Origin of the sequence: Streptomyces sp. NPDC007875 (genome assembly GCF_042868035.1) — a bacterium.
GTDB classification, from domain to species: Bacteria; Actinomycetota; Actinomycetes; order Streptomycetales; family Streptomycetaceae; genus Streptomyces; species Streptomyces antimycoticus.
In genome coordinates, this window is the sequence record NZ_JBIADZ010000005.1 from 255322 (window position 1) to 272363 (window position 17042).

At 71.7% G+C, this 17042-nt stretch carries 17 protein-coding genes and 1 pseudogene; 10 read left to right on the top strand and 8 right to left on the bottom strand.

Annotated features, from left to right (window positions below; all coding sequences use genetic code 11):
• Positions 1-31: 31 nt before the first annotated feature.
• Both ligD and ACFYOY_RS12890 read left to right on the top strand, forming a co-directional pair.
• Positions 32-1036, top strand: a complete 1005-nt coding sequence (gene ligD, locus ACFYOY_RS12885; protein ID WP_351884171.1) for a non-homologous end-joining DNA ligase — start codon at positions 32-34, stop codon at positions 1034-1036.
• Between the two features lie 34 nt (positions 1037-1070).
• On the top strand, positions 1071-2066 hold the full coding sequence (locus tag ACFYOY_RS12890; RefSeq protein WP_351884169.1) for a helix-turn-helix domain-containing protein: 996 nt from the start codon (positions 1071-1073) through the stop codon (positions 2064-2066).
• On the opposite strand, the gene ACFYOY_RS12895 is transcribed toward ACFYOY_RS12890, so the two are convergent.
• From ACFYOY_RS12895 to ACFYOY_RS12910, 4 genes are all read right to left on the bottom strand, one after another.
• Positions 2063-3187 (bottom strand): asparaginase, encoded by a 1125-nt coding sequence (locus ACFYOY_RS12895; RefSeq protein ID WP_351884167.1) that lies wholly within the window; start codon positions 3185-3187, stop codon positions 2063-2065. The genes ACFYOY_RS12890 and ACFYOY_RS12895 overlap by 4 nt on opposite strands.
• Before the next feature lie 47 nt (positions 3188-3234).
• On the bottom strand, positions 3235-5343 hold the full coding sequence (locus ACFYOY_RS12900) for a SpoIIE family protein phosphatase (RefSeq protein WP_351884165.1): 2109 nt from the start codon (positions 5341-5343) through the stop codon (positions 3235-3237).
• Between the two features lie 98 nt (positions 5344-5441).
• Positions 5442-6296 carry a caspase family protein gene (locus tag ACFYOY_RS12905; RefSeq protein ID WP_351884163.1) on the bottom strand — a complete coding sequence of 285 codons (855 nt, stop codon included), beginning with the start codon at positions 6294-6296 and terminating at the stop codon, positions 5442-5444.
• A gap of 224 nt (positions 6297-6520) precedes the next feature.
• Positions 6521-7132: a TetR/AcrR family transcriptional regulator gene (locus ACFYOY_RS12910; RefSeq protein WP_351884161.1), complete on the bottom strand. Its 612-nt coding sequence runs from the start codon at positions 7130-7132 to the stop codon at positions 6521-6523.
• Between the two features lie 115 nt (positions 7133-7247).
• On the opposite strand from ACFYOY_RS12910, the gene ACFYOY_RS12915 reads away from it, so the two are divergent.
• Positions 7248-7670 carry a nuclear transport factor 2 family protein gene (locus tag ACFYOY_RS12915; RefSeq protein ID WP_351884159.1) on the top strand — a complete coding sequence of 141 codons (423 nt, stop codon included), beginning with the start codon at positions 7248-7250 and terminating at the stop codon, positions 7668-7670.
• On the top strand, positions 7663-8535 hold the full coding sequence (locus tag ACFYOY_RS12920; RefSeq protein WP_351884157.1) for an NAD(P)H-binding protein: 873 nt from the start codon (positions 7663-7665) through the stop codon (positions 8533-8535). The genes ACFYOY_RS12915 and ACFYOY_RS12920 overlap by 8 nt, the downstream gene beginning before the upstream one ends.
• A 297-nt stretch (positions 8536-8832) precedes the next feature.
• Here ACFYOY_RS12920 and ACFYOY_RS12925 read toward each other — a convergent pair whose 3' ends face one another.
• Positions 8833-9345, bottom strand: coding sequence for a hypothetical protein (locus ACFYOY_RS12925; RefSeq protein ID WP_388586546.1), 513 nt, complete (start codon positions 9343-9345; stop codon positions 8833-8835).
• Positions 9342-9767, bottom strand: a complete 426-nt coding sequence (locus ACFYOY_RS12930; protein WP_351884153.1) for an ATP-binding protein — start codon at positions 9765-9767, stop codon at positions 9342-9344. Before ACFYOY_RS12930 ends, ACFYOY_RS12925 begins: the two co-directional genes overlap by 4 nt.
• Before the next feature lie 562 nt (positions 9768-10329).
• Between ACFYOY_RS12930 and ACFYOY_RS12935 the strand changes: the two genes are divergently transcribed.
• A complete protein-coding gene (locus ACFYOY_RS12935) occupies positions 10330-11145 on the top strand; it encodes an SDR family NAD(P)-dependent oxidoreductase (RefSeq protein WP_388587216.1) in 816 nt (271 codons plus the stop codon).
• A 115-nt stretch (positions 11146-11260) separates the two neighbouring features.
• On the opposite strand, the gene ACFYOY_RS12940 is transcribed toward ACFYOY_RS12935, so the two are convergent.
• Positions 11261-12664 carry a hypothetical protein gene (locus ACFYOY_RS12940; RefSeq protein WP_388586549.1) on the bottom strand — a complete coding sequence of 468 codons (1404 nt, stop codon included), beginning with the start codon at positions 12662-12664 and terminating at the stop codon, positions 11261-11263.
• Between the two features lie 278 nt (positions 12665-12942).
• On the opposite strand from ACFYOY_RS12940, the gene ACFYOY_RS12945 reads away from it, so the two are divergent.
• From ACFYOY_RS12945 to uppS, 5 genes are all read left to right on the top strand, one after another.
• Positions 12943-13809, top strand: coding sequence for a helix-turn-helix transcriptional regulator (locus ACFYOY_RS12945; RefSeq protein WP_351884148.1), 867 nt, complete (start codon positions 12943-12945; stop codon positions 13807-13809).
• 1 nt (position 13810) lies between these two features.
• Positions 13811-14050 carry a DUF397 domain-containing protein gene (locus tag ACFYOY_RS12950; RefSeq protein WP_014056733.1) on the top strand — a complete coding sequence of 80 codons (240 nt, stop codon included), beginning with the start codon at positions 13811-13813 and terminating at the stop codon, positions 14048-14050.
• A gap of 163 nt (positions 14051-14213) precedes the next feature.
• A complete protein-coding gene (locus tag ACFYOY_RS12955; RefSeq protein WP_351884146.1) occupies positions 14214-14828 on the top strand; it encodes a hypothetical protein in 615 nt (204 codons plus the stop codon).
• Positions 14829-14893: 65 nt separating this feature from the next.
• Positions 14894-15706 (top strand): SAM-dependent methyltransferase, encoded by an 813-nt coding sequence (locus ACFYOY_RS12960; protein ID WP_093466840.1) that lies wholly within the window; start codon positions 14894-14896, stop codon positions 15704-15706.
• Between the two features lie 104 nt (positions 15707-15810).
• Positions 15811-16629 (top strand): polyprenyl diphosphate synthase, encoded by an 819-nt coding sequence (uppS, locus tag ACFYOY_RS12965; protein WP_351884144.1) that lies wholly within the window; start codon positions 15811-15813, stop codon positions 16627-16629.
• Positions 16630-16651: 22 nt separating this feature from the next.
• Here the strand turns inward: uppS and ACFYOY_RS12970 are convergent.
• Positions 16652-16756, bottom strand: a pseudogene (locus ACFYOY_RS12970) (acyl-CoA dehydrogenase family protein); the annotation flags it as partial.
• Between the last annotated feature and the right edge of the window lie 286 nt (positions 16757-17042).

Here is a 17042-nt window from a genome sequence, read left to right on the forward strand (position 1 = left end):
GGCCTCGGCCGGGCGGGCCTAGCGTGGCCGTATGGCAGAGTCGGTGGAGCTCACGGTCGGCGGTCGCACGGTGCGGGTGACCAACCCCGGGAAGGTGTACTTCCCGGAGCGCGGGTTCACCAAGCTGGACCTCGCCCGCTACTACCTGGCGGTCGGCGAGGGCGCGCTGCGGGCGCTGCGGGACCGGCCGACGACGCTGGAGCGCTATCCGGACGGGGTCGACGGGGAGTCGTTCTTCCAGAAGCGGGCCCCGAAGAACCTCCCGGAGTGGATTCCGACCGGCCGTATCTCCTTCCCCAGCGGGCGGCACGCGGACGAGATCTGCCCCACCGAGACGGCGGCCGTGGTGTGGGCGGCGAATCTGGGCAGCCTGACCTTCCATCCGTGGCCGGTACGGCGCGGGGACACCGAACACCCCGATGAGCTTCGGATCGACCTCGACCCCCAGCCGGGCACCGACTACCAGGACGCGGTGCGGGCCGCGGAGGAGCTGCGCGAGGTGCTGGACGGGCTGGGGCTGCGGGGGTGGCCCAAGACCTCGGGCGGCCGGGGGCTGCATGTGTTCGTCCCGATCGCGCCGGAGTGGACCTTCACCCAGGTGCGGCGGTCCGCGATCGCGATCGCGCGGGAGTTGGAACGGCGGGCTCCGGAGCGGGTGACCACCAAGTGGTGGAAGGAGGAGCGCGGCCGGAAGATCTTCGTGGACTACAACCAGACCGCCCGGGACCGCACCATCGCCAGCGCCTACTCGGTGCGTCCCCGGCCCCATGCCCCGGTCTCCGCGCCGCTGCGCTGGGAGGAGGTTCCCGACGCCCGGCCGCGCGACTTCGACCTGGCCACCATGCCGGTGCGCTACCGCGAGCTGGGCGATGTGCACGCGGACATGGACGAGCACGCCTTCCGCCTGGAGTCCGCCCTGGAGCTGGCGACGCGGGACGAGCACGAGCATGGGCTCGGCGACCTCCCCTATCCGCCGGAGCATCCGAAGATGGCGGGCGAGCCGAAGCGGGTGCAGCCGAGCCGGGCCAAGAAGTGATGGCCGGATCCTTGGCGTCTGCGAGAATCGCGCCATGTCCGTCTTCGCTCATCCCGGCCGCCATCGGGTGGCGGTGCTGGTGCGCCACGGGCTGCTGCCGTTCGAGCTGGGCATGGCGCACCGGCTGTTCGGCCGGGCCGTATCGGCCGCCGGCGAGCCGCTGTACGAGGTGGTGACCTGCGCGCTGGTCCCCGGTGAGGTGCGCACCGACTCCGATGTCACGATGTGTGTCGCGCATGGCCCAGGCGCGCTGGCCGAGGCCGACACCGTGCTCGTCCCGGCCGCCAACGAACCGGACGAGCCACAGACCGAGGGCCGCCTGGGCGCCCCGCTCACCGGCGCCTTCGCCCGGATCCGTCCCGGCGCCCGGATCGCCTCGATCTGCACGGGGGCGTTCGTGCTGGCGGCCGCGGGGCTGTTGGACGGCCGCCGGGCGACGACCCACTGGCAGGAGGTCGACCGGTTCCGGGAGCTGTTCCCGGCCGTCGCGCTCGACCCGGACGTCCTGTACGCGGACGAGGGCGAGGTGCTGACCTCGGCCGGGGACGCCGCCGGTATCGATCTGATCCTGCATATGATCCGGCGCGACCACGGCGCGGCGGTGGCGGGCGAGGTCGCCCGCGGCTCGGTCGTGGCCCCGCATCGCGACGGCGGCCAGGCGCAGTTCATCCGGCGGCCGGTGCCAGAGCAGCGCGGCGGCTCCACCGGCGCGGCCCGCGCCTGGGCGCTGACCCGGCTCGACCGTCCGCCGACCCTGCGGGAGCTGGCCGAGCGGGAGTCGATGAGCGTACGGACCTTCTCCCGGCGGTTCCGCGAGGAGGTGGGGATGACCCCGGTGCAGTGGCTGACCCAGCGGCGCCTCGAGCGCGCCCGGCAGTTGCTGGAGGAGACCGATCTGCCGGTGGACCGGATCGCGGCCGACGCGGGCTTCGGCACCGCCGCCTCGCTGCGGCAGCATCTGCACACCGCCCTCGGGGTGTCACCGAGCGCCTACCGCTCCACCTTCCGGGGCAACGCCGCCGCCCTCTAACGACGGGCCGTGAACTGGCCGGTGCCCAGGGTGTGGAACCACGTCTGGATCCGATGCTCGTTGTGGGTGGTGGCGAGCGAGAGAAGCAGCAGCAGCCGGGCCTTCTGCGGGGTCAGATCCTGGGCGCCGATGACGCCGTGGACATCGGGGTCGTAGACCGAGCCGGAGCCGGTGCGCGAGGCGGAGACCATGACCACCCCGTTCTTGACGGCGTCGTCCCGGGCCTCGGTCATCGCCGGGGAAAGGCCGCCCGCCCCGGTGCCCGCGGTGACGATCCCGGCCGCCCCGGCGTCGGCGAACGCCTTGATGGCCTGGGGTCCGGCGCCCTGGTAGCTGTAGGCGATATCGACCTTGGGCAGCGGCCGCCGGGCGATCCGGTCGAGGTCGAACGGGGTCTTCCAGGCGGGCTTGCCGCACTGCTCGACCCGGGCGGGCGCGCGGTTGACGCGGATGTGGTTCTGGTCGATGACGCCGAGTTCTCCGCTGCTGCCGCTGCTGAACGCGTTCAGCCGCAGGGTGTCGGACTTGCGCACCTCGCGGGCGGCGTGGATCTGGTCGTTGAGCATCACCACGGCGCCGAAGCAGGTGGTGCGCCCGCTGGCGGCGAGGTGGATCGCGTTGTAGAGGTTGGCCGGGGCGTCGGAGCCGATCACCGTCCAGGGCCGCAGGGAGCCGGTGAGCACCACGGGCTTGTCGCTGCGGACGGTCAGGTCCAGCCAGTACGCGAACTCCTCCATGGTGTCGGTGCCGGTGGTGACCACCACACCGTCGTTGAACTTCAGGGCGTGGTCGACGGCGGCGGTGAGCCGACGGTACTCGGGGATCGTGTAGTTGTTGGAGTCCTTGTTGCCGAACTGCTGGGTGGTCACATCCGCGATCCGGTTCACCTCGGGCCTGAGGTCGTTCACCAGCCGGGACACCCGGAGCTTCCCCGCCTCGTAGTCGTCGAAGGACACCTTGGACTTGCTGACGCCCGCGATGGTGCCTCCGGTGCCGATGACCGCGACCTTGGGGGTGGGCCCGGGGTCCGGCTCCGCGGCACCGGCGAGGGAGGCCGTGGTCCCCAGGGCGACGGCCACCAGAGCGGTGACTACGGTGAAGCGGCGGGCGAGCTGAGCCATCGGGACGTCGTTTCATCGATGGGGGTGGGTGATGTGTCGGCCCTTCTTCAGCCACTTTCCACGGTAACCACGGACGTCTCCGGCAGGCGAGGGCGGCGCAGCCGGGCCAGCAGCAGGGCCACATCGTCGTCCGGCGCCCCGTGCAGCGCGGCCAGCACCTGGTCGCAGATCCGCTCCAGCGGGCCCTGGTGGCGGCGCAGCAGCTGGACCAGGGTGTGCAGTCCGACGTCGAGGGACTGATGGCGCTTTTCCACCAGGCCGTCGGTGAACAGGGCCAGCAGCGCCCCCTCGGCCAGCTCCCGCTCCACCGAGGCGAAGGGGACGCCGCCGACGCCCAGCGGCGCGCCGGTGGGGATGTCGATGAGCTCGGCGTCGCCGCCGGGCTGCACCAGCACCGGGGGCAGATGGCCGGCGGTGGACATCTCGCACCGCCCGGTGCGCGGATCGCAGACCGCGTAGAGGCAGGTGGCGATGGACTCCCCCAGGGTGGGCGTGATCTCGTCGAGATGGCACAGCACCTGGGCCGGGGGCAGATCGAGCCGGGAGAAGGCCCGGGTGGCGGTGCGCAGCTGGCCCATGATCGCCGCGGCGTGGATGCCCTTGCCCATGACGTCGCCGACCACCAGCCCGACCCTGCCGTCCGGGAGCGGCAGCACATCGAACCAGTCGCCGCCGGCGGCGCTGACCGCGGGCAGATACCGGGAGGCGATCTCCAGGCCCTCCAGGTCGCGTGGCTGCTGGGAGAGCAGGCTGCGCTGGAGGGTGAGCGCGGCGTCGCGTTCGCGGGCGTAGAGCCGGGCGTTGTCGATGCACAGGGCGGCACGGATGGCCAGTTCGCAGGCGAGGGTGAGGTCCTCCTCGTCGAACGGCCTGGGGTTGATGGTGCGGTGCAGGCTGAGGGTGCCGAGCACACTGCCGCGGGCGATCAGCGGGGCGGCGATGTACGAGTGCACGCCCTCGCGCAGCAGCACCCGGCCGGCGTCGTCGTCCCGGGCGATTCGCCGTACGTCCTGCTCGGTCACGTGCGGCACCAGGATCGGCCGGGCCTCGCGGACACACTGGGTGATCAGCCGGGTGGGGTCGTAGCGGGCGATCTCGCCGACCGGGTCCGCCGCGTGGACGGCGTCGGTGGGGTAACCGGCGGCGACGGCGAGCGCCCGGAAGCGGGCGGAACCGTCGGTCCACACCCGGGGCGTGGCCTCGCGGTGCACCACGGAGTCCAGGACGTCGACGGCCGCGAGGTCGGCGAGCCGGGGCACGGTCACATCGGCCAGCTCCTGGGCGGTCTGCCGCAGATCCAGCGTGGTGCCGATGCGGACGCTCGCGTCGGCGATCACGGCCAGCCGCTCGCGCGCCTCGGCGATCTCGCTGGTCTCCCGGTGGCGCCGGGAGATGTCCATGATGGAGACGGCGACGCCCAGGATCCGGCCGCTGGGGTCCTCCAGCCGGTAGTACGACTCCGACCAGGCGTGGTCATGGTCGGGGTCGGCGGGGGTCCGGCCGATGCTCTGCTGGTCCAGCAGCGGTTCACCGGACTCCAGCACATGCCGCATCGCGGCCTCGATGGCCTCGCTGTCGAGCCCCGGCAGCGCCTCCCCGACGCGGAGACCGCGCACCTGGGGCTCGGTGATGGAGTTCATCTGCTGCAGGGCCGGGTTGGCGCGCAGCCAGCGCAACTCGGTGTCGAACACCGCGAGCCCCACCGGCGACTGTTTGATCAGGAAGCCGGATACGGCCAGATCGGTCTCCAGCCGCCGTACGGTCCCCTCGTCGGCGGCCAGCCCGAGCGCATAGCCCTCGCCGTGGGCGTCACGCAGGCCCATGGTGCGGAACTCCACCTTCAGGGTGGAGCCGTCCGGGCGGCGGACCGGGAAGACGCCGGCCCAGGTGTCGCCCGCCCGTACGCGTGCGAAGAGCTCAACGGCCGCCCGCCGGTCCTTCGGGTGGACCAGCAGCTTGTCCGCGCGGCGCCCCAGCGCCTCGGCCGCGCGGTAACCGAACAGCTGTTCGGCCTCCGGGCTCCACAGGGCGATCCGCCCCTCGACGTCCAGCGCCACGGCGGCGACCCGCAGCAGATCGAGCACTCCTCCCGGGGCGGTCGCCATGCTGCCGATACCCGCCCCGTCCTCCTGGTCAACACGGTCATGCGTGGTCATACCGGCACCTCACCGGCTCGCCGTGCCCTCCTACTGTCATACCTCGCCCGGCGGGCCGCCGCACACGGGTATGACGCGGGCACGCTACAGATCCCGGTTCAGATGGTGAAGGGCCGCTGCCGGGCGAATGCGGAGTTCGGCGCACCCACCTGGAAGAGGTGGGGCGTCTGGTCGGGTGGCATCCGCTTGACGATCTCCCGGTGCAGTCCGCGGTAGCTGCCCGCGAAGGCACCGCCCCGCCAGACCTCCAACAGGGTGGCGGTGAACAGGCCGTTGACGATTCCGTCGGCGGAGGTCTGGTTGTCCTGGCAGCCGGAGATCTGCAGCACGCTGGCGTCGATTTTGGCGAGGTCCTTGGCGGTGCGGGTGTTCTGGATGCGGTCGTAGGCGTCACGGTCGCGCCGGTAGACGGCGGACTGCACCGACTGTGGCATGACCCGGATCCTGCGGCCGACCTCCGCGGGGTCGGCGGTGCTGAAGCGCCGGTCGAGCTCCTGGGCGCTCAGCATCTCGGGCAGGCGCCGGGCCACGGTGCCGCTGTGGCAGCTGTCGGAGAGCAGCCAGATCCGCACCCCCTTGGCGAACTTCCCGAACAGCTCGAACAGCTCGTCGTCGACCAGCTGCCGGTCGTGGAGCACCCAGGTCTCGTCGAGGCGGTCCCCGGTCTCGTCGTGGTTGAGGTCGGGCACCTGACCGCCGTGGCCCGAGTAGGTGAGGAAGAGGATGTCCCCCTCGGCCAGCCGCCCGGCCGCGGCCTCCAGGGTGGCGGTGACCGTCTCCGCGGTGGCGGCCGGGCTCAGCAGCGGGTCGGTCACATCGAACCCCGCGGCGTCGGCGATCCCGGCCATGTCGACGGCGTCCTGCTCGCAGGCACCCAGCTCACCGCTCCAGCCCTCGTACGCGGCGGGGTCGACCTGATTGAGTCCGATATGGACGGAGAGGCCGGCTGACATGGGGGCTCCTAGGGTCGAGGACGCGCGGCGGCTCACCACCGCTCGTCACTAAGCGATGATGCGGGGCCGCGCCCCGCCATGCCCTGTTCTCCGGCCCATCCGGAGGAGGAGCCCCATCCGGAGGAGACGCTTGGCCAAGGAGGGGCCACGTCAAGGTGGTGTCTCGCCAAGGCGACGCCCCGCCAACGTGGCGCCCCGCACACCCTTCGGCCCCGCCCCGACTCTCACTCCTCGCGCGGCCGGGCGCCCAGCGCCCGCAGCGCCATATCGGCGGCGCGCTCGAAGTAGCCGGGCTCCAGGGCCGCCCCACGGGCCGAGACGCGCCAGTAGACCAGCCCGCCGAGCAGATCGAGTGCCAGCTCGCGGTCGAGGTCCCGCGGCAACTCACCGCGCTCGGTCGCCCGGTCCAGCATGCCGATGACGCGGGCGCGCCGCGGCTCGCCGATGCAGCGGGCCAGGGCCTGGAACAGCTCCTCGTCCCGCTGCGCCTCGGCGATCAGGTCCGGCAGAATCCGCGAGAACCGCGGATGGGTCAGCCAGTCGGCGACCGAATGAAGCGCGGCCAGCACATCGCCGCGCAGGGATCCGGTGTCGGGCTCCTCGACCAGGGCGACGCTCAGCTCCGACACGACCGCGATGACCATCCGCTGCCTGGAAGGCCACCGCCGGTACAGGGCGCTCTTGCCCACTCCGGCCCGTTTGGCCACGGCCTCCATCGACAGCCGGCCGTATCCGTGCTCCGCGAGCTCGTCCAGAACGGCCTCGGCGATGGCGGCGGTCTTGTCCGCGCGCAGGGTGGCGGCGCCGCTCGGGGGGCGCCGGTTGGTGTCCGACATGGCTTCGAGGTTAACAGATGGACGGGACGGCACCGTCTCGTCCTATGATGTGTGGACGGGACGGTGCCGTTCCGTCCGTTGGTTATGGGATTCCCCTGTGAGAAGGAAGTACGTCATGGACGACCGCATCAAGGTGTTCGAGCGGGCGAAGGAACTGCTGCTCGACCACGACATGCTGGGATTCGCGAACCTGTGGGCCGTCGACGGCACCATGGAGTTCCCCTTCGCCCCGGCCGGTCGGCCGCGCCTGCTGGAAGGGCGTGAGGCCGTGCGCGCATACCTGCGGGACTACGCCGACCACATCGATCTGCGCGCCGTCGCGCATCAGGTCATCCATCGCACCGAGGACCCCGAGGTGCTGATCGTGGAATTCTCGATGGACGCCGTGGCCGTCTCGTCCGGCCGCCCGCTCCGCCCCTCGTACATCGCCGTCATCACCGTCCGGGACGGCGAGATCGCCTCGTACCGCGACTACTGGAACCCGCTGATGCTCAACGAGGTCGGCTTCGGCGCCCAGGAGGACCGGACCAATGGCTGAACCCACTGTTCTGGTCCTCGGCGCCACCGGGAACACCGGCTCCAAGGTGCTGCGGATGGTGCGCGCGCAGGGCGCGCGGGCGCTGGCCGCCACCCGGCGGCCCGAGTCCGCGGCAGCGGCCGGGGCGGGCGAGACCGTCCGGTTCGACTGGCACGACCCGGCCGGCCATGCGGCGGCGCTGGACGGCGTAGAGCGGATCTATCTCGTCTCGCCCCTGGGGGTGGCCGAGCCGCGGCCCGTGGTCGAGCCGTTCCTGAACACCGCTGTCGCCCAGGGCGTACGGCGGGTGGTGCTGCTGAGCTCATCCGCGGTCCCCGACGCGCCAACGGGCCTCGGCGCGCTGCACACGCTGGTGAAGCAGACCGTTCCGGAGTGGGCGGTGCTGCGGCCCTCGTGGTTCATGCAGAACTTCACCGGTGACCATGCGGTGGCCCACGCCATCCGCGGCGACGGCGATATCGTCACCGCCACCGGGGACGGCAAGGTGGCCTTCGTCGACGCGACGGACATCGCCGCCGTCGCCACCCGGGCCCTGCTGGACGACCGCCCGCACAACACGGACCACGTCATCACCGGTCCCGAGGCGCTCGGCTACGCGGAGGCGGCGCGCATCGTGACCGAGGTCTCCGGGCGGCCGGCCCGCCATGTCGCGGTGGAGCCCGGGGAGTTGCGGGAGAGGCTGAAGGGGATAGGGATACCGCCGGAGTTCGCCGCGGTGCTCGCCGGGCTCGACGAGGACATCCGGCACGGCGCGGAGGACCGGACGACCGACACCGTCCAGCGGGTCACGGGGCGCGCTCCCCGCTCCTTCCGCGCCTTCGCCGAGGCGCACCGTGCCGCCTTCGCCCCGGCGCCCGCCGCCTGAGCGCTCCGCTGGAAGTGCACTGAGATGCCGTCGATCGTCTGCGGCACCGTCGTGGCTGGTCGCGCCCCGCGGCGGAGCCGCACATCGGTACAGCCCCGCGCCCCTTCTGGGCACCTTTCGAACCGCGGCAGACTTCCGCCGATCTGCTGAGGCCCGGCCCGGGCGGATCTTCACGGGCCCGCGACGCCCGGCAGGACGCTTCCGGCCACCGCTGGGAGGGGCTTCCGGCATCGGACGTCGCGCGCCCCGCGGCATCCGATGCTGATGCGGCGGGGGCCGGGGCCTACCGACAAGGGCCTAGCGGAACAGCACATCCGGGAGGCCGGGCCGGTCGATGGCCTCCTCCAGGGCTGCGCGCAGGGTACGGCTGTCGGTGAGCGGGCCGCCGGGCCGGATCAGCCAGACATGGCCCTGCCGGACGCAGCCGGGCCTGGGGCAGCGCAGCACCCGGCCGGGCCCCGCCGCGGCCACCGCGCGGCGGCGGGCGTACGCCGTCCCGGCCAGCCAGCCCTTCCACTCGGCCGCCGATCCGGGCGGCACGAGGAAGGAGAGCACATGGCTGGCGGTGGCGAGCATCACCGGTCCCGCCGCGTCGCGCCGCCGCAGCGCCTGGATCACCGCGGTGCCGATGTCGTCGCACATCCGCACCAGGTCGAAGACGGGGCCCACCGGCAGATCGGCGAGGCCGCTGCCGCTGGCCCACTGCAGCCGCACCCGCCCAGGGTCGTCGCTCGCGGCCAGCAGCCATTCGGCCGCGTCGGTCTCCACGGTGACCCGCATCCGGCGGTCACCACGCGCCCCCGCGTTCATGAGGTGGCCACCAGCGGCAGGGTGAACCACACCTTCTTCCCCCCGGCTCCGGGGTCGGGCGGCTCGGTGCCCCAGTCGAGGGCGAGGTCCTCGACGATGGCCAGCCCTCGTCCGGACTCCTCGGTCGGCTCCGGCTCGCGGGCGACCGGGATCACGGGCGAGCCGTCGGCCACCTCCACGCGCAGCTCACGGCCGAAGCGTTCCAGCGAGACCGTGATGGTGACGGTGTCGGCGGGGCCGGAGCTGCCGTGCTCCACGGCGTTGGCGAACAGCTCGTTGGTGGCGAGGACGACATGGTCGACGATCGCGCCGAGCCGCCAGTCGCGAAGATGCCCGGCGACCATCCGGCGTACGGCGGCGGCGCGGTCGGGAAGGGCGGGGAACTCCGCCCGGAAGAGCCGGCGGGTGTCCAGCGGGATCACCGTCCTCTCCCCTCCGGAGCGGGGGACGGGGATCGCCGCGGCTCCCGGCGCGGTAGCCGGATCGGCCCGCGGCCCGGTAACCGGATCGGTTCGCGGGCGGTCCGCGGAGACCGCGATGCCATGGCTCGCGCCCATCGTCTCGCTCTCCTCATCGGCCGACGCCGGCCTGTGCGACAGTCCTGGAAAGGATCGGCTCACGGTGTCGGTCCTCACGCTCCTCGTCGGTCTGTGGGCTGTGGGGGCATACGGGCCCATGGAGCGATTGATGCTCCGGTGAGCGGGTAAGCGCATTCTGGCGACCGACCGCCTGGCATCTGAGCTGGTGACAGGTGGTCCGCACACCCCACCCGACCCGCCTGGACCAGCTGCCACGGACGGAGACGGCCCGGTGGCGGTGAGTGCCGGTTACCGGCATGGTTCCTCCTTCGAAGGCAGCGCAAAGCGCCGTCGGTCGCCGTTCATGTAGACAAACGGTTGGACCGGCCGGTGGGCGAGAGGGCATGGGGGTTGTCCGGTTGTACGGGCGTAGTGGTTCGGGCTGTACGGTCCGGACGTGGCAAGCGTGAGCGACGGCCGCGAGGGGCGGCTCGGCCCGGGGGAACGGTCCGGTGTGGACGCCAAACGGGTCCTGGTGACCGGGGGCTCCCGGGGGCTGGGTGAACAGATCGTACGGCTACTGGCCGCCGGTGGGGCGCGATTGGCCACGTGTGCGCGGACACCGGAGGATCTGCGGTCCCTCACGGCGTCCCTGAGCGCCGAGGGCCACGGGGAGTTGTTCACCCGCGCGCTGGACGTCACCGAGCCGGGGCTGCTGGAGGAATTCGTCGATGCGGCGGGGATACGTTTCAGCGGACTGGACGGCGTGGTGGCCTGCGCCGGTGGCGCCCGCGGCCGCGGCATCGAGGACGCCGACCCCCAGGACTGGTCGCTGACCTGGGAGATGAACGTGGGTCATACGGCACGGCTGGTGAAGGCCGCGGTGCCGCATCTGCGCCACGCGGGCGGCGGCTCCGTGGTGGTGATCGCCTCCATCTCCGGCTGGAAGCCGGGACCCCAGGCGCAGTACGGGGCGGCCAAGGCCGCCCAGATCCATCTCGCGGCCTCGCTCGCCCGTGAGCTGGGCCCGGACGGGATCCGGGTGAACGCCGTCTCCCCGGGGTCCATGCTGATCCCCGGGAAGCGGTGGGACCGGATGCGCACCGAAGAGCCCGAGGAATACGCCCGGTTCACGGCCGAGCTGCCACGGGGTGAACTGGTCACCCCGCGGGAGGTCGCCCAGGTCGTGGCGTTCCTGCTCTCGGACGCCGCGAGCGGGGTCTCCGGTGCGCATCTGCCCGTCGACCGAGCCCAGAACGCCCCCACGCCGGGAGGGTATTGACCCCCCGGCGCTCCCCCGAGCGGAGGCGCTCCGGACGCGTCACCGGCCGCTCACGCGGAGCGGCCGGAGACTTCGCCGAGGCTCCGGGCGGGGCGAAGCCCCGAGGCCCGAGACCTCAGGCGGCCACGCCGAGCACCGTCCGGGAGCGCTGCTCGAACTCCCGGACCATGGCCTCCCCGCGGTGTGGCCGCAACCGGGTGCGGAAGTCGCGCAGCGCCTGGATCGAGCGCTCGCTGTGCACCCCGCTGAGCGTGTCCAGCGCCTCGCCCGCGGTGCCGACGGCCTCGTCCAGCCGGTTCTGCTGGAGATAGGACGTCGCCAGCACGGATCTGCTGATGGCCTGGCGCCGGCGCCGGTCGGCGTTGGCGCGCACGGATTCGGCGGCGGCGTGCTCGGCCTCGGTGGCGTTGCCCAGGTCGCGGAAGCACAGGGCCGCCTCGGCCGCCAGATAGTGGTGGTCGAGGAAGCGCACCCAGGGCGACTCCTGCTCGGGGCCCTGGCTGGCCTCGAGCTGGGCGTCGGCCGCGCGCAGCGACTTGGACGCCTCCCGGGGCTGGTTTAGGGCGGCGTAGCCCCGGGCGGCCATGGCGTGCAACCGCATCAGCCCGAGCGGGCTTCCGGCGTGCTTGGCCGTGGCGACACCGACCCGGGCCAACTCGACCCCCGCCTCGGGCTGGCCCAGGTTGGTCGCCAGATGGGACAGGCCGGCCAGGATCTGACCGCCCAGGACCCGGTCGCCGCCCTCGGCGCACAGCCGCAGCGCCTGGGTCATATAGCGCTGGGCCAGGCCGTATTCGGCGTTGTCATAGCTGCTCCAGCCCGCCATCGCGGCCAGCTTGGCGGCGGCGGTGAACAGCTGGCGCCGCTCCTGAGGGGGCGCGCCGCGCTGCTGGAGCATGGGGACGACCTCGGTCGACAGATAGAGCACAATGCTGGCGCGGACCTGGCCGCCGCCGAAGCGATTGTCCATCTCGTCGAACATGTTGATCGCCGCGTGGACCTGTTCGACGCGGCCGCCTTCGGCCGCGGGTGCGAGCCGGGCGGTGTCCTGGTTCTCGACCAGCCACAGCAGCCATTCGCGCTGCGGGGTCACCAGTGCGCCGGCGACGAAGGGCACCGCACCCAGCAGGCTGCGGCGGGATATGTCGGTGGAGCCGAGTTCGGCGAGCGTGTGCAAGGTTTCTGCTACGTCCTCCCGGTAGGCCAGCGCGCGGGCCACGACCGGGCGCTGTCGGTCGGAGATGAACCCCAGCTCGGCGGGGGCCACGGGCCTGCCGAGCCGGTGGGAGAGCACGGCGGCGATCAGCTCCGGCGTGGTGCCACGCGGCTGTCCGCCTTGCAGCCAGCGGGTGACGGACGCCTTGTCGTAATTCGACTCGCGCCCCTGCCTACGGCCCAGTTCATTGACCCGCAGGGCCAACGAGGCGTAGGAGCACCCGGATTCCTTCAGAGCCGCGGCCAACCCGACGTTGACCACGGCGCCTTGGCGCCCGCTTACCGGCTGTGCGTGATGCGTCACCGTGACCGTCCCTGTTTCGAGCCACGGCGGTCTGCGGGTTCCCCATCGCTCGGCGCCGACCAGTCGGCCGGGCACCTCAACGACGTTGTGGACATGGGTGGTTGGGAGCCCTCGCCATAGAGGGTGAGATGGGTCACGTGCTCACTATGCGTGGTGAAGCCATCACCCCGCAACCTTCGTTCTGATAATTTCAAACCGATCGACTCGCTCTGTCAGTGTCATCCATCGCGTGGCACACTGTGCAGGCATATGACAGCCATTCCTCCGGGAGGCGGGACGTGAGCGAGGCACGGCCGGCCGGCGCCGCCCCCACCGTCTTGCGCAGAGTCCTCGGCAAGCGCCTGCGGCATCTGCGGGAGCGGGCGAAGGTGTCGTTCGAGGAAGCCGCGAAAGCCATCGAGGTCACCCCGTTGACCGTGCGCAGGATGGAGAAGGCGGAAGTCGGTCTCAAGATTCCGTATCTCAAGGAGCTGCTGCGGAACTACGGCGTCCGCGGCCCGGAGATGGAGGACTTCCTCGCCCTGGCACGGGAGGCCAACCAGCCGGGCTGGTGGCATCAGTTCCGCGATGTGCTTCCGGACTGGTTCAGCGCTTACGTCAGCCTGGAGAGTGAGGCCACCGTCATTCGCGCGTACGAGCCCCACTACGTCCCCGGGCTGCTCCAGACTGAGGACTACGCCCGAGCGGTGCTGCGCATGGGCTTCCCCCGGGACACCGAGGAAGAGCTGGAGCGCCGGATCGCCCTGCGCGTCCAGCGTCAGGACCTGCTCACCAAGTCGGACGCGCCGACCATCTGGGCCATCCTCGACGAGACGGTGCTGCGCCGCCCCGTGGGCGGCTCACAGGTGATGCGCGACCAGATCGACCACCTGATCGACACCTTGGAGATTCCCAAGGTCAGGCTGCAGATCATGCGGTTCGCGGCGGGGCCGCACCCCGGGGCCTTCGGCCCCTTCCACTACTTCCGCTTCGGATTCTCCGAACTGCCGGACGTCGTCTACACGGAAAGCCTCACCGGGGCGGTCTATGTGGACAAGCCGGCCGAAGTCGTCGCCTATCTCGAGGTCCTGGACCGGATGGCGGTCCAGGCCGAGCGGATCGGCGACTCCAGCACCATCCTGGCCGAACTGCGTAAGGAGCACTGAGATGCACGACCCCGTCTACAGCGGAATGCCGGCCACGGACCTGGGCACGGAGGGCTGGGAGAAGCCCTGGAGCGGGTCCAACGGCGGCACCTGCATCGAGGCCAAGCGGCTGCCGGACGGGCGGGTCGCCCTGCGCCAGTCCACCGACCCGGCCGGGCCCGCGCTGATCTACACCCGCTCGGAGGTGGCGTCCTTCCTGGAGGCGGCGAAGTCCGGCGAAGCGGACTTCCTCATCGCATAGCGGGGCCACGCACGGGCGACCCCTCGAAAACCACTACGCCCGCACAACCGCACAACCCCGCACCGCACTCCCGTCCCCGCCGTCCCGCCACGCACACTGAAGACGCCGTGGCGGGCGGCGGCGTCGTCCCCCTCGCAGAGCTGAGAGCTATGGGACCGACAGGATGCCGGAATTGAACCTCGACCATGCGGTGGCGCAGCACCGCACACTGATCGTCGAGGGCTGCGACGGGGTCGGCAGGGACACGCTGCTGGCCGGGCTCGCCCGCCGGCACGGCTACACCGTCACCCGCGCCTCCCCCGACCTCCCCCATGTCGACCCGGTCCGGCCGTACCGCGAACTCCTCCTGCGCGGCGGGGCGCTCGCGGTCGACGCCGGGCTGGTCGGCGAACTCGTCTACGGACCGCTGCGCCGTGGCCACTCCCGGGTGACCTGGATTCAGGCGTTCGACTTCGCCGAGGCGGTGGCCGAGCGCCACGGCGCCTTCGTCCATGTGACGGCCCCGGTGCCGGTGCTGGAGGACCGGCTGGCCGCGCGCGGCGCCTCGGCGGCGGCCCTCGCGGAGATCGGCGCCGCGGTGACCGGCTATGACCAGGCATTCTCCACTCTCGCCGAGCACGCCCCGGTCCTCACCGTCGAGGAGCAGCCGGCCGCAGGCGATGGCCCGGATCCGGATCCGGGCCACGGCGAGGCGGCGCCCGAGCCCCCGGTGTCCTCGTTCGCCCGGCCCCTCCCGCGCATCCGCTCCCCCGTGCCGTCCTGCGCCCAGCGTCGCTGAACTCCCTGGCACCGGGCTTACGTTGGTGCCCCGCGAACCGCACACGCACGGCAGGAGATGGCTCCATGACAGACGGCTCGTCCACCCCGGACCAGCAGGCCCTGAACAAGATCGACACCACGGTGCCGCATTCGGCCCGGATCTGGAACTACTGGATGGGCGGCAAGGACAACTACGAGGTCGACCGGATCGCCGGTGACGAGTACCGGGAGGTCGCCCCGAACATCGAGACCATGGCCCGGGCCTCGCGCGCGTACCTCATCCGCACCGTCACCCATGTGGCGGGCGACTGCGGGATCCGTCAGTTCCTGGACATCGGCACCGGGCTGCCCACCTACGACAACACCCACCAGGTCGCCCAGCGGGTGGCGCCCGAGGCCCGCATCGTCTACGTGGACAACGACCCCCTGGTGCTCCGGCACGCCCAGGCGCTGCTCACCAGCACCCGGGAGGGGGTGACCGACTACATCGACGCCGATCTGCACGAGCCCGAGCGGATCCTGGAGGCCGCGGCGAAGACACTCGACTTCGACCGGCCCATCGCCCTGATGCTGATGGGCATCCTCGGCCACATCCAGAACTACGACGAGGCGGTGTCGGTCGTGCGGCGGCTGCAGGACGCCTTACCGTCCGGCAGCTACTTCGTGCACTACGACAGCACCGACACCGACCAGGCGCTCAAGGAGGCACAGCAGGGCTACGACGACACCGGCGCCGTTCCGTACGTGCTGCGCAGCGTGGCGCAGATCAGCCGCTTCTACGAGGGTCTGGAGCTGATCGAGCCCGGTATCGTGTCGTGTCCGCTGTGGCGGCCGGGTCCCTCCGAGACGGACATCGAGACCACCGATGTCCACGGGGGCGTGGCCCGCAAGCCGTGACGGCCGTGACGACCAAACGAATGGTTCGGCCACCGGGGAGGTAACCCCCGCCCCCGTCGCGTCGTCAGACACGGCGCCGGGAAGCTAGGCGGAGGGACGCGTGGGTGTTCGAGGTCGGAGCCTGGAGAGTGCCCTCCGTCAAGCGGCTGCTGCGGGCGTCGATCGCCGGTGCGCCCGCCGTCGTACGGCAACGCCGCGGCCCCCAGGACGAGTCACCGGGGCGGCCGCGGCATCTGGCCATCATCATGGACGGCAACGGCCGCTGGGCCGCCCTGCGCGGCCTCTCCCGCACCCGGGGCCATCAGGCGGGGGTGCTGGCGCTGCCGCGGGTGGTGGACACGGCCCTGGAAGAGGGCATCGAACATCTGTCGCTGTTCTTCTTCTCCACCGAGAACTGGAACCGCCCGCGCGGCGAGGTGGCCGCCCTGATGCGGCTCACCGCCCAGCTGGCGGACGTCTTCCGGGGCTACGGCGAGCGGGGGGTGCGGCTGCGCTGGCTGGGCTCGGAGGCCCGGCTCCCCCTGGCCACACTGGCCGCGCTGCGCCGCGCGGAGGCCGATACGTGCGACAACCGCGCGATGACGCTGGCCTTCTGCTTCAACCACGGCGGCCGGGAGGAGATCGCCCACGTCGCCACCTGTCTGGCCCGCGCCTCGGCGGACGGCGCGCTGGACCCCGCGCTCATCGACGAGGCCCTGTTCACCCGCCATCTGCCGCATGCCGATCTGCCGGACATCGACATGCTGGTGCGCACCTCCGGGGAGCAGCGCATCTCCAACTTCATGCTCTGGCGGGCGGCCTACGCGGAGCTCTTCTTCGTGGACACCCTGTGGCCCGACTTCACCGGTGAGGAGCTCCGCGCACTGCTGGCCGCCTTCGCGACCCGTAAACGCCGCTTCGGCGCGGGCGTGGGCCCGCCCTAGCGGATCGGGCCGGCGGATCGGCTCAGCGGATCTGGACGCCGGAGAGGGTGCGGGCGATGACCAGGCGCTGGATCTCGCTGGTGCCCTCGAAGATGGTGTAGATCGCGGCGTCGCGGTGCATCCGCTCCGATTGGCCAGCGGTTTCCCGGCGTTACCCCTGGTCAGACGCACTGTTCGCTCGGTGTTCCGCCGTATTGATTGGGGGTTGCTCGGGGTTCCATGGGAGAGCCTGCCTCCCATATTTCTCCCATGTGTCAGCCTGCGGACCCTAAGGACTTCCTTGCTCTCCTGGGTGCAGAATGTGCACGAGCCCCCCTCCCCTTTGTGGAGGGGGGCTCGCTCTGTGCCAGGATTACCGACCGAAAGGGCCACTTCCTGGCAGGCATCCCGGCACGTCTATGGAGTGCGACTAC

Coding starts and splice junctions, on each gene's coding strand:
- ligD (WP_351884171.1), top strand. CDS start 32: ATGGCAGAGTCGGTGGAGCTCACGGTCGGCGGTCGCACGGTGCGGGTG.
- ACFYOY_RS12890 (WP_351884169.1), top strand. CDS start 1,071: ATGTCCGTCTTCGCTCATCCCGGCCGCCATCGGGTGGCGGTGCTGGTG.
- ACFYOY_RS12895 (WP_351884167.1), bottom strand. CDS start 3,187: ATGGCTCAGCTCGCCCGCCGCTTCACCGTAGTCACCGCTCTGGTGGCC.
- ACFYOY_RS12900 (WP_351884165.1), bottom strand. CDS start 5,343: ATGACCACGCATGACCGTGTTGACCAGGAGGACGGGGCGGGTATCGGC.
- ACFYOY_RS12905 (WP_351884163.1), bottom strand. CDS start 6,296: ATGTCAGCCGGCCTCTCCGTCCATATCGGACTCAATCAGGTCGACCCC.
- ACFYOY_RS12910 (WP_351884161.1), bottom strand. CDS start 7,132: ATGTCGGACACCAACCGGCGCCCCCCGAGCGGCGCCGCCACCCTGCGC.
- ACFYOY_RS12915 (WP_351884159.1), top strand. CDS start 7,248: ATGGACGACCGCATCAAGGTGTTCGAGCGGGCGAAGGAACTGCTGCTC.
- ACFYOY_RS12920 (WP_351884157.1), top strand. CDS start 7,663: ATGGCTGAACCCACTGTTCTGGTCCTCGGCGCCACCGGGAACACCGGC.
- ACFYOY_RS12925 (WP_388586546.1), bottom strand. CDS start 9,345: ATGAACGCGGGGGCGCGTGGTGACCGCCGGATGCGGGTCACCGTGGAG.
- ACFYOY_RS12950 (WP_014056733.1), top strand. CDS start 13,811: ATGCACGACCCCGTCTACAGCGGAATGCCGGCCACGGACCTGGGCACG.
- ACFYOY_RS12955 (WP_351884146.1), top strand. CDS start 14,214: ATGCCGGAATTGAACCTCGACCATGCGGTGGCGCAGCACCGCACACTG.
- ACFYOY_RS12960 (WP_093466840.1), top strand. CDS start 14,894: ATGACAGACGGCTCGTCCACCCCGGACCAGCAGGCCCTGAACAAGATC.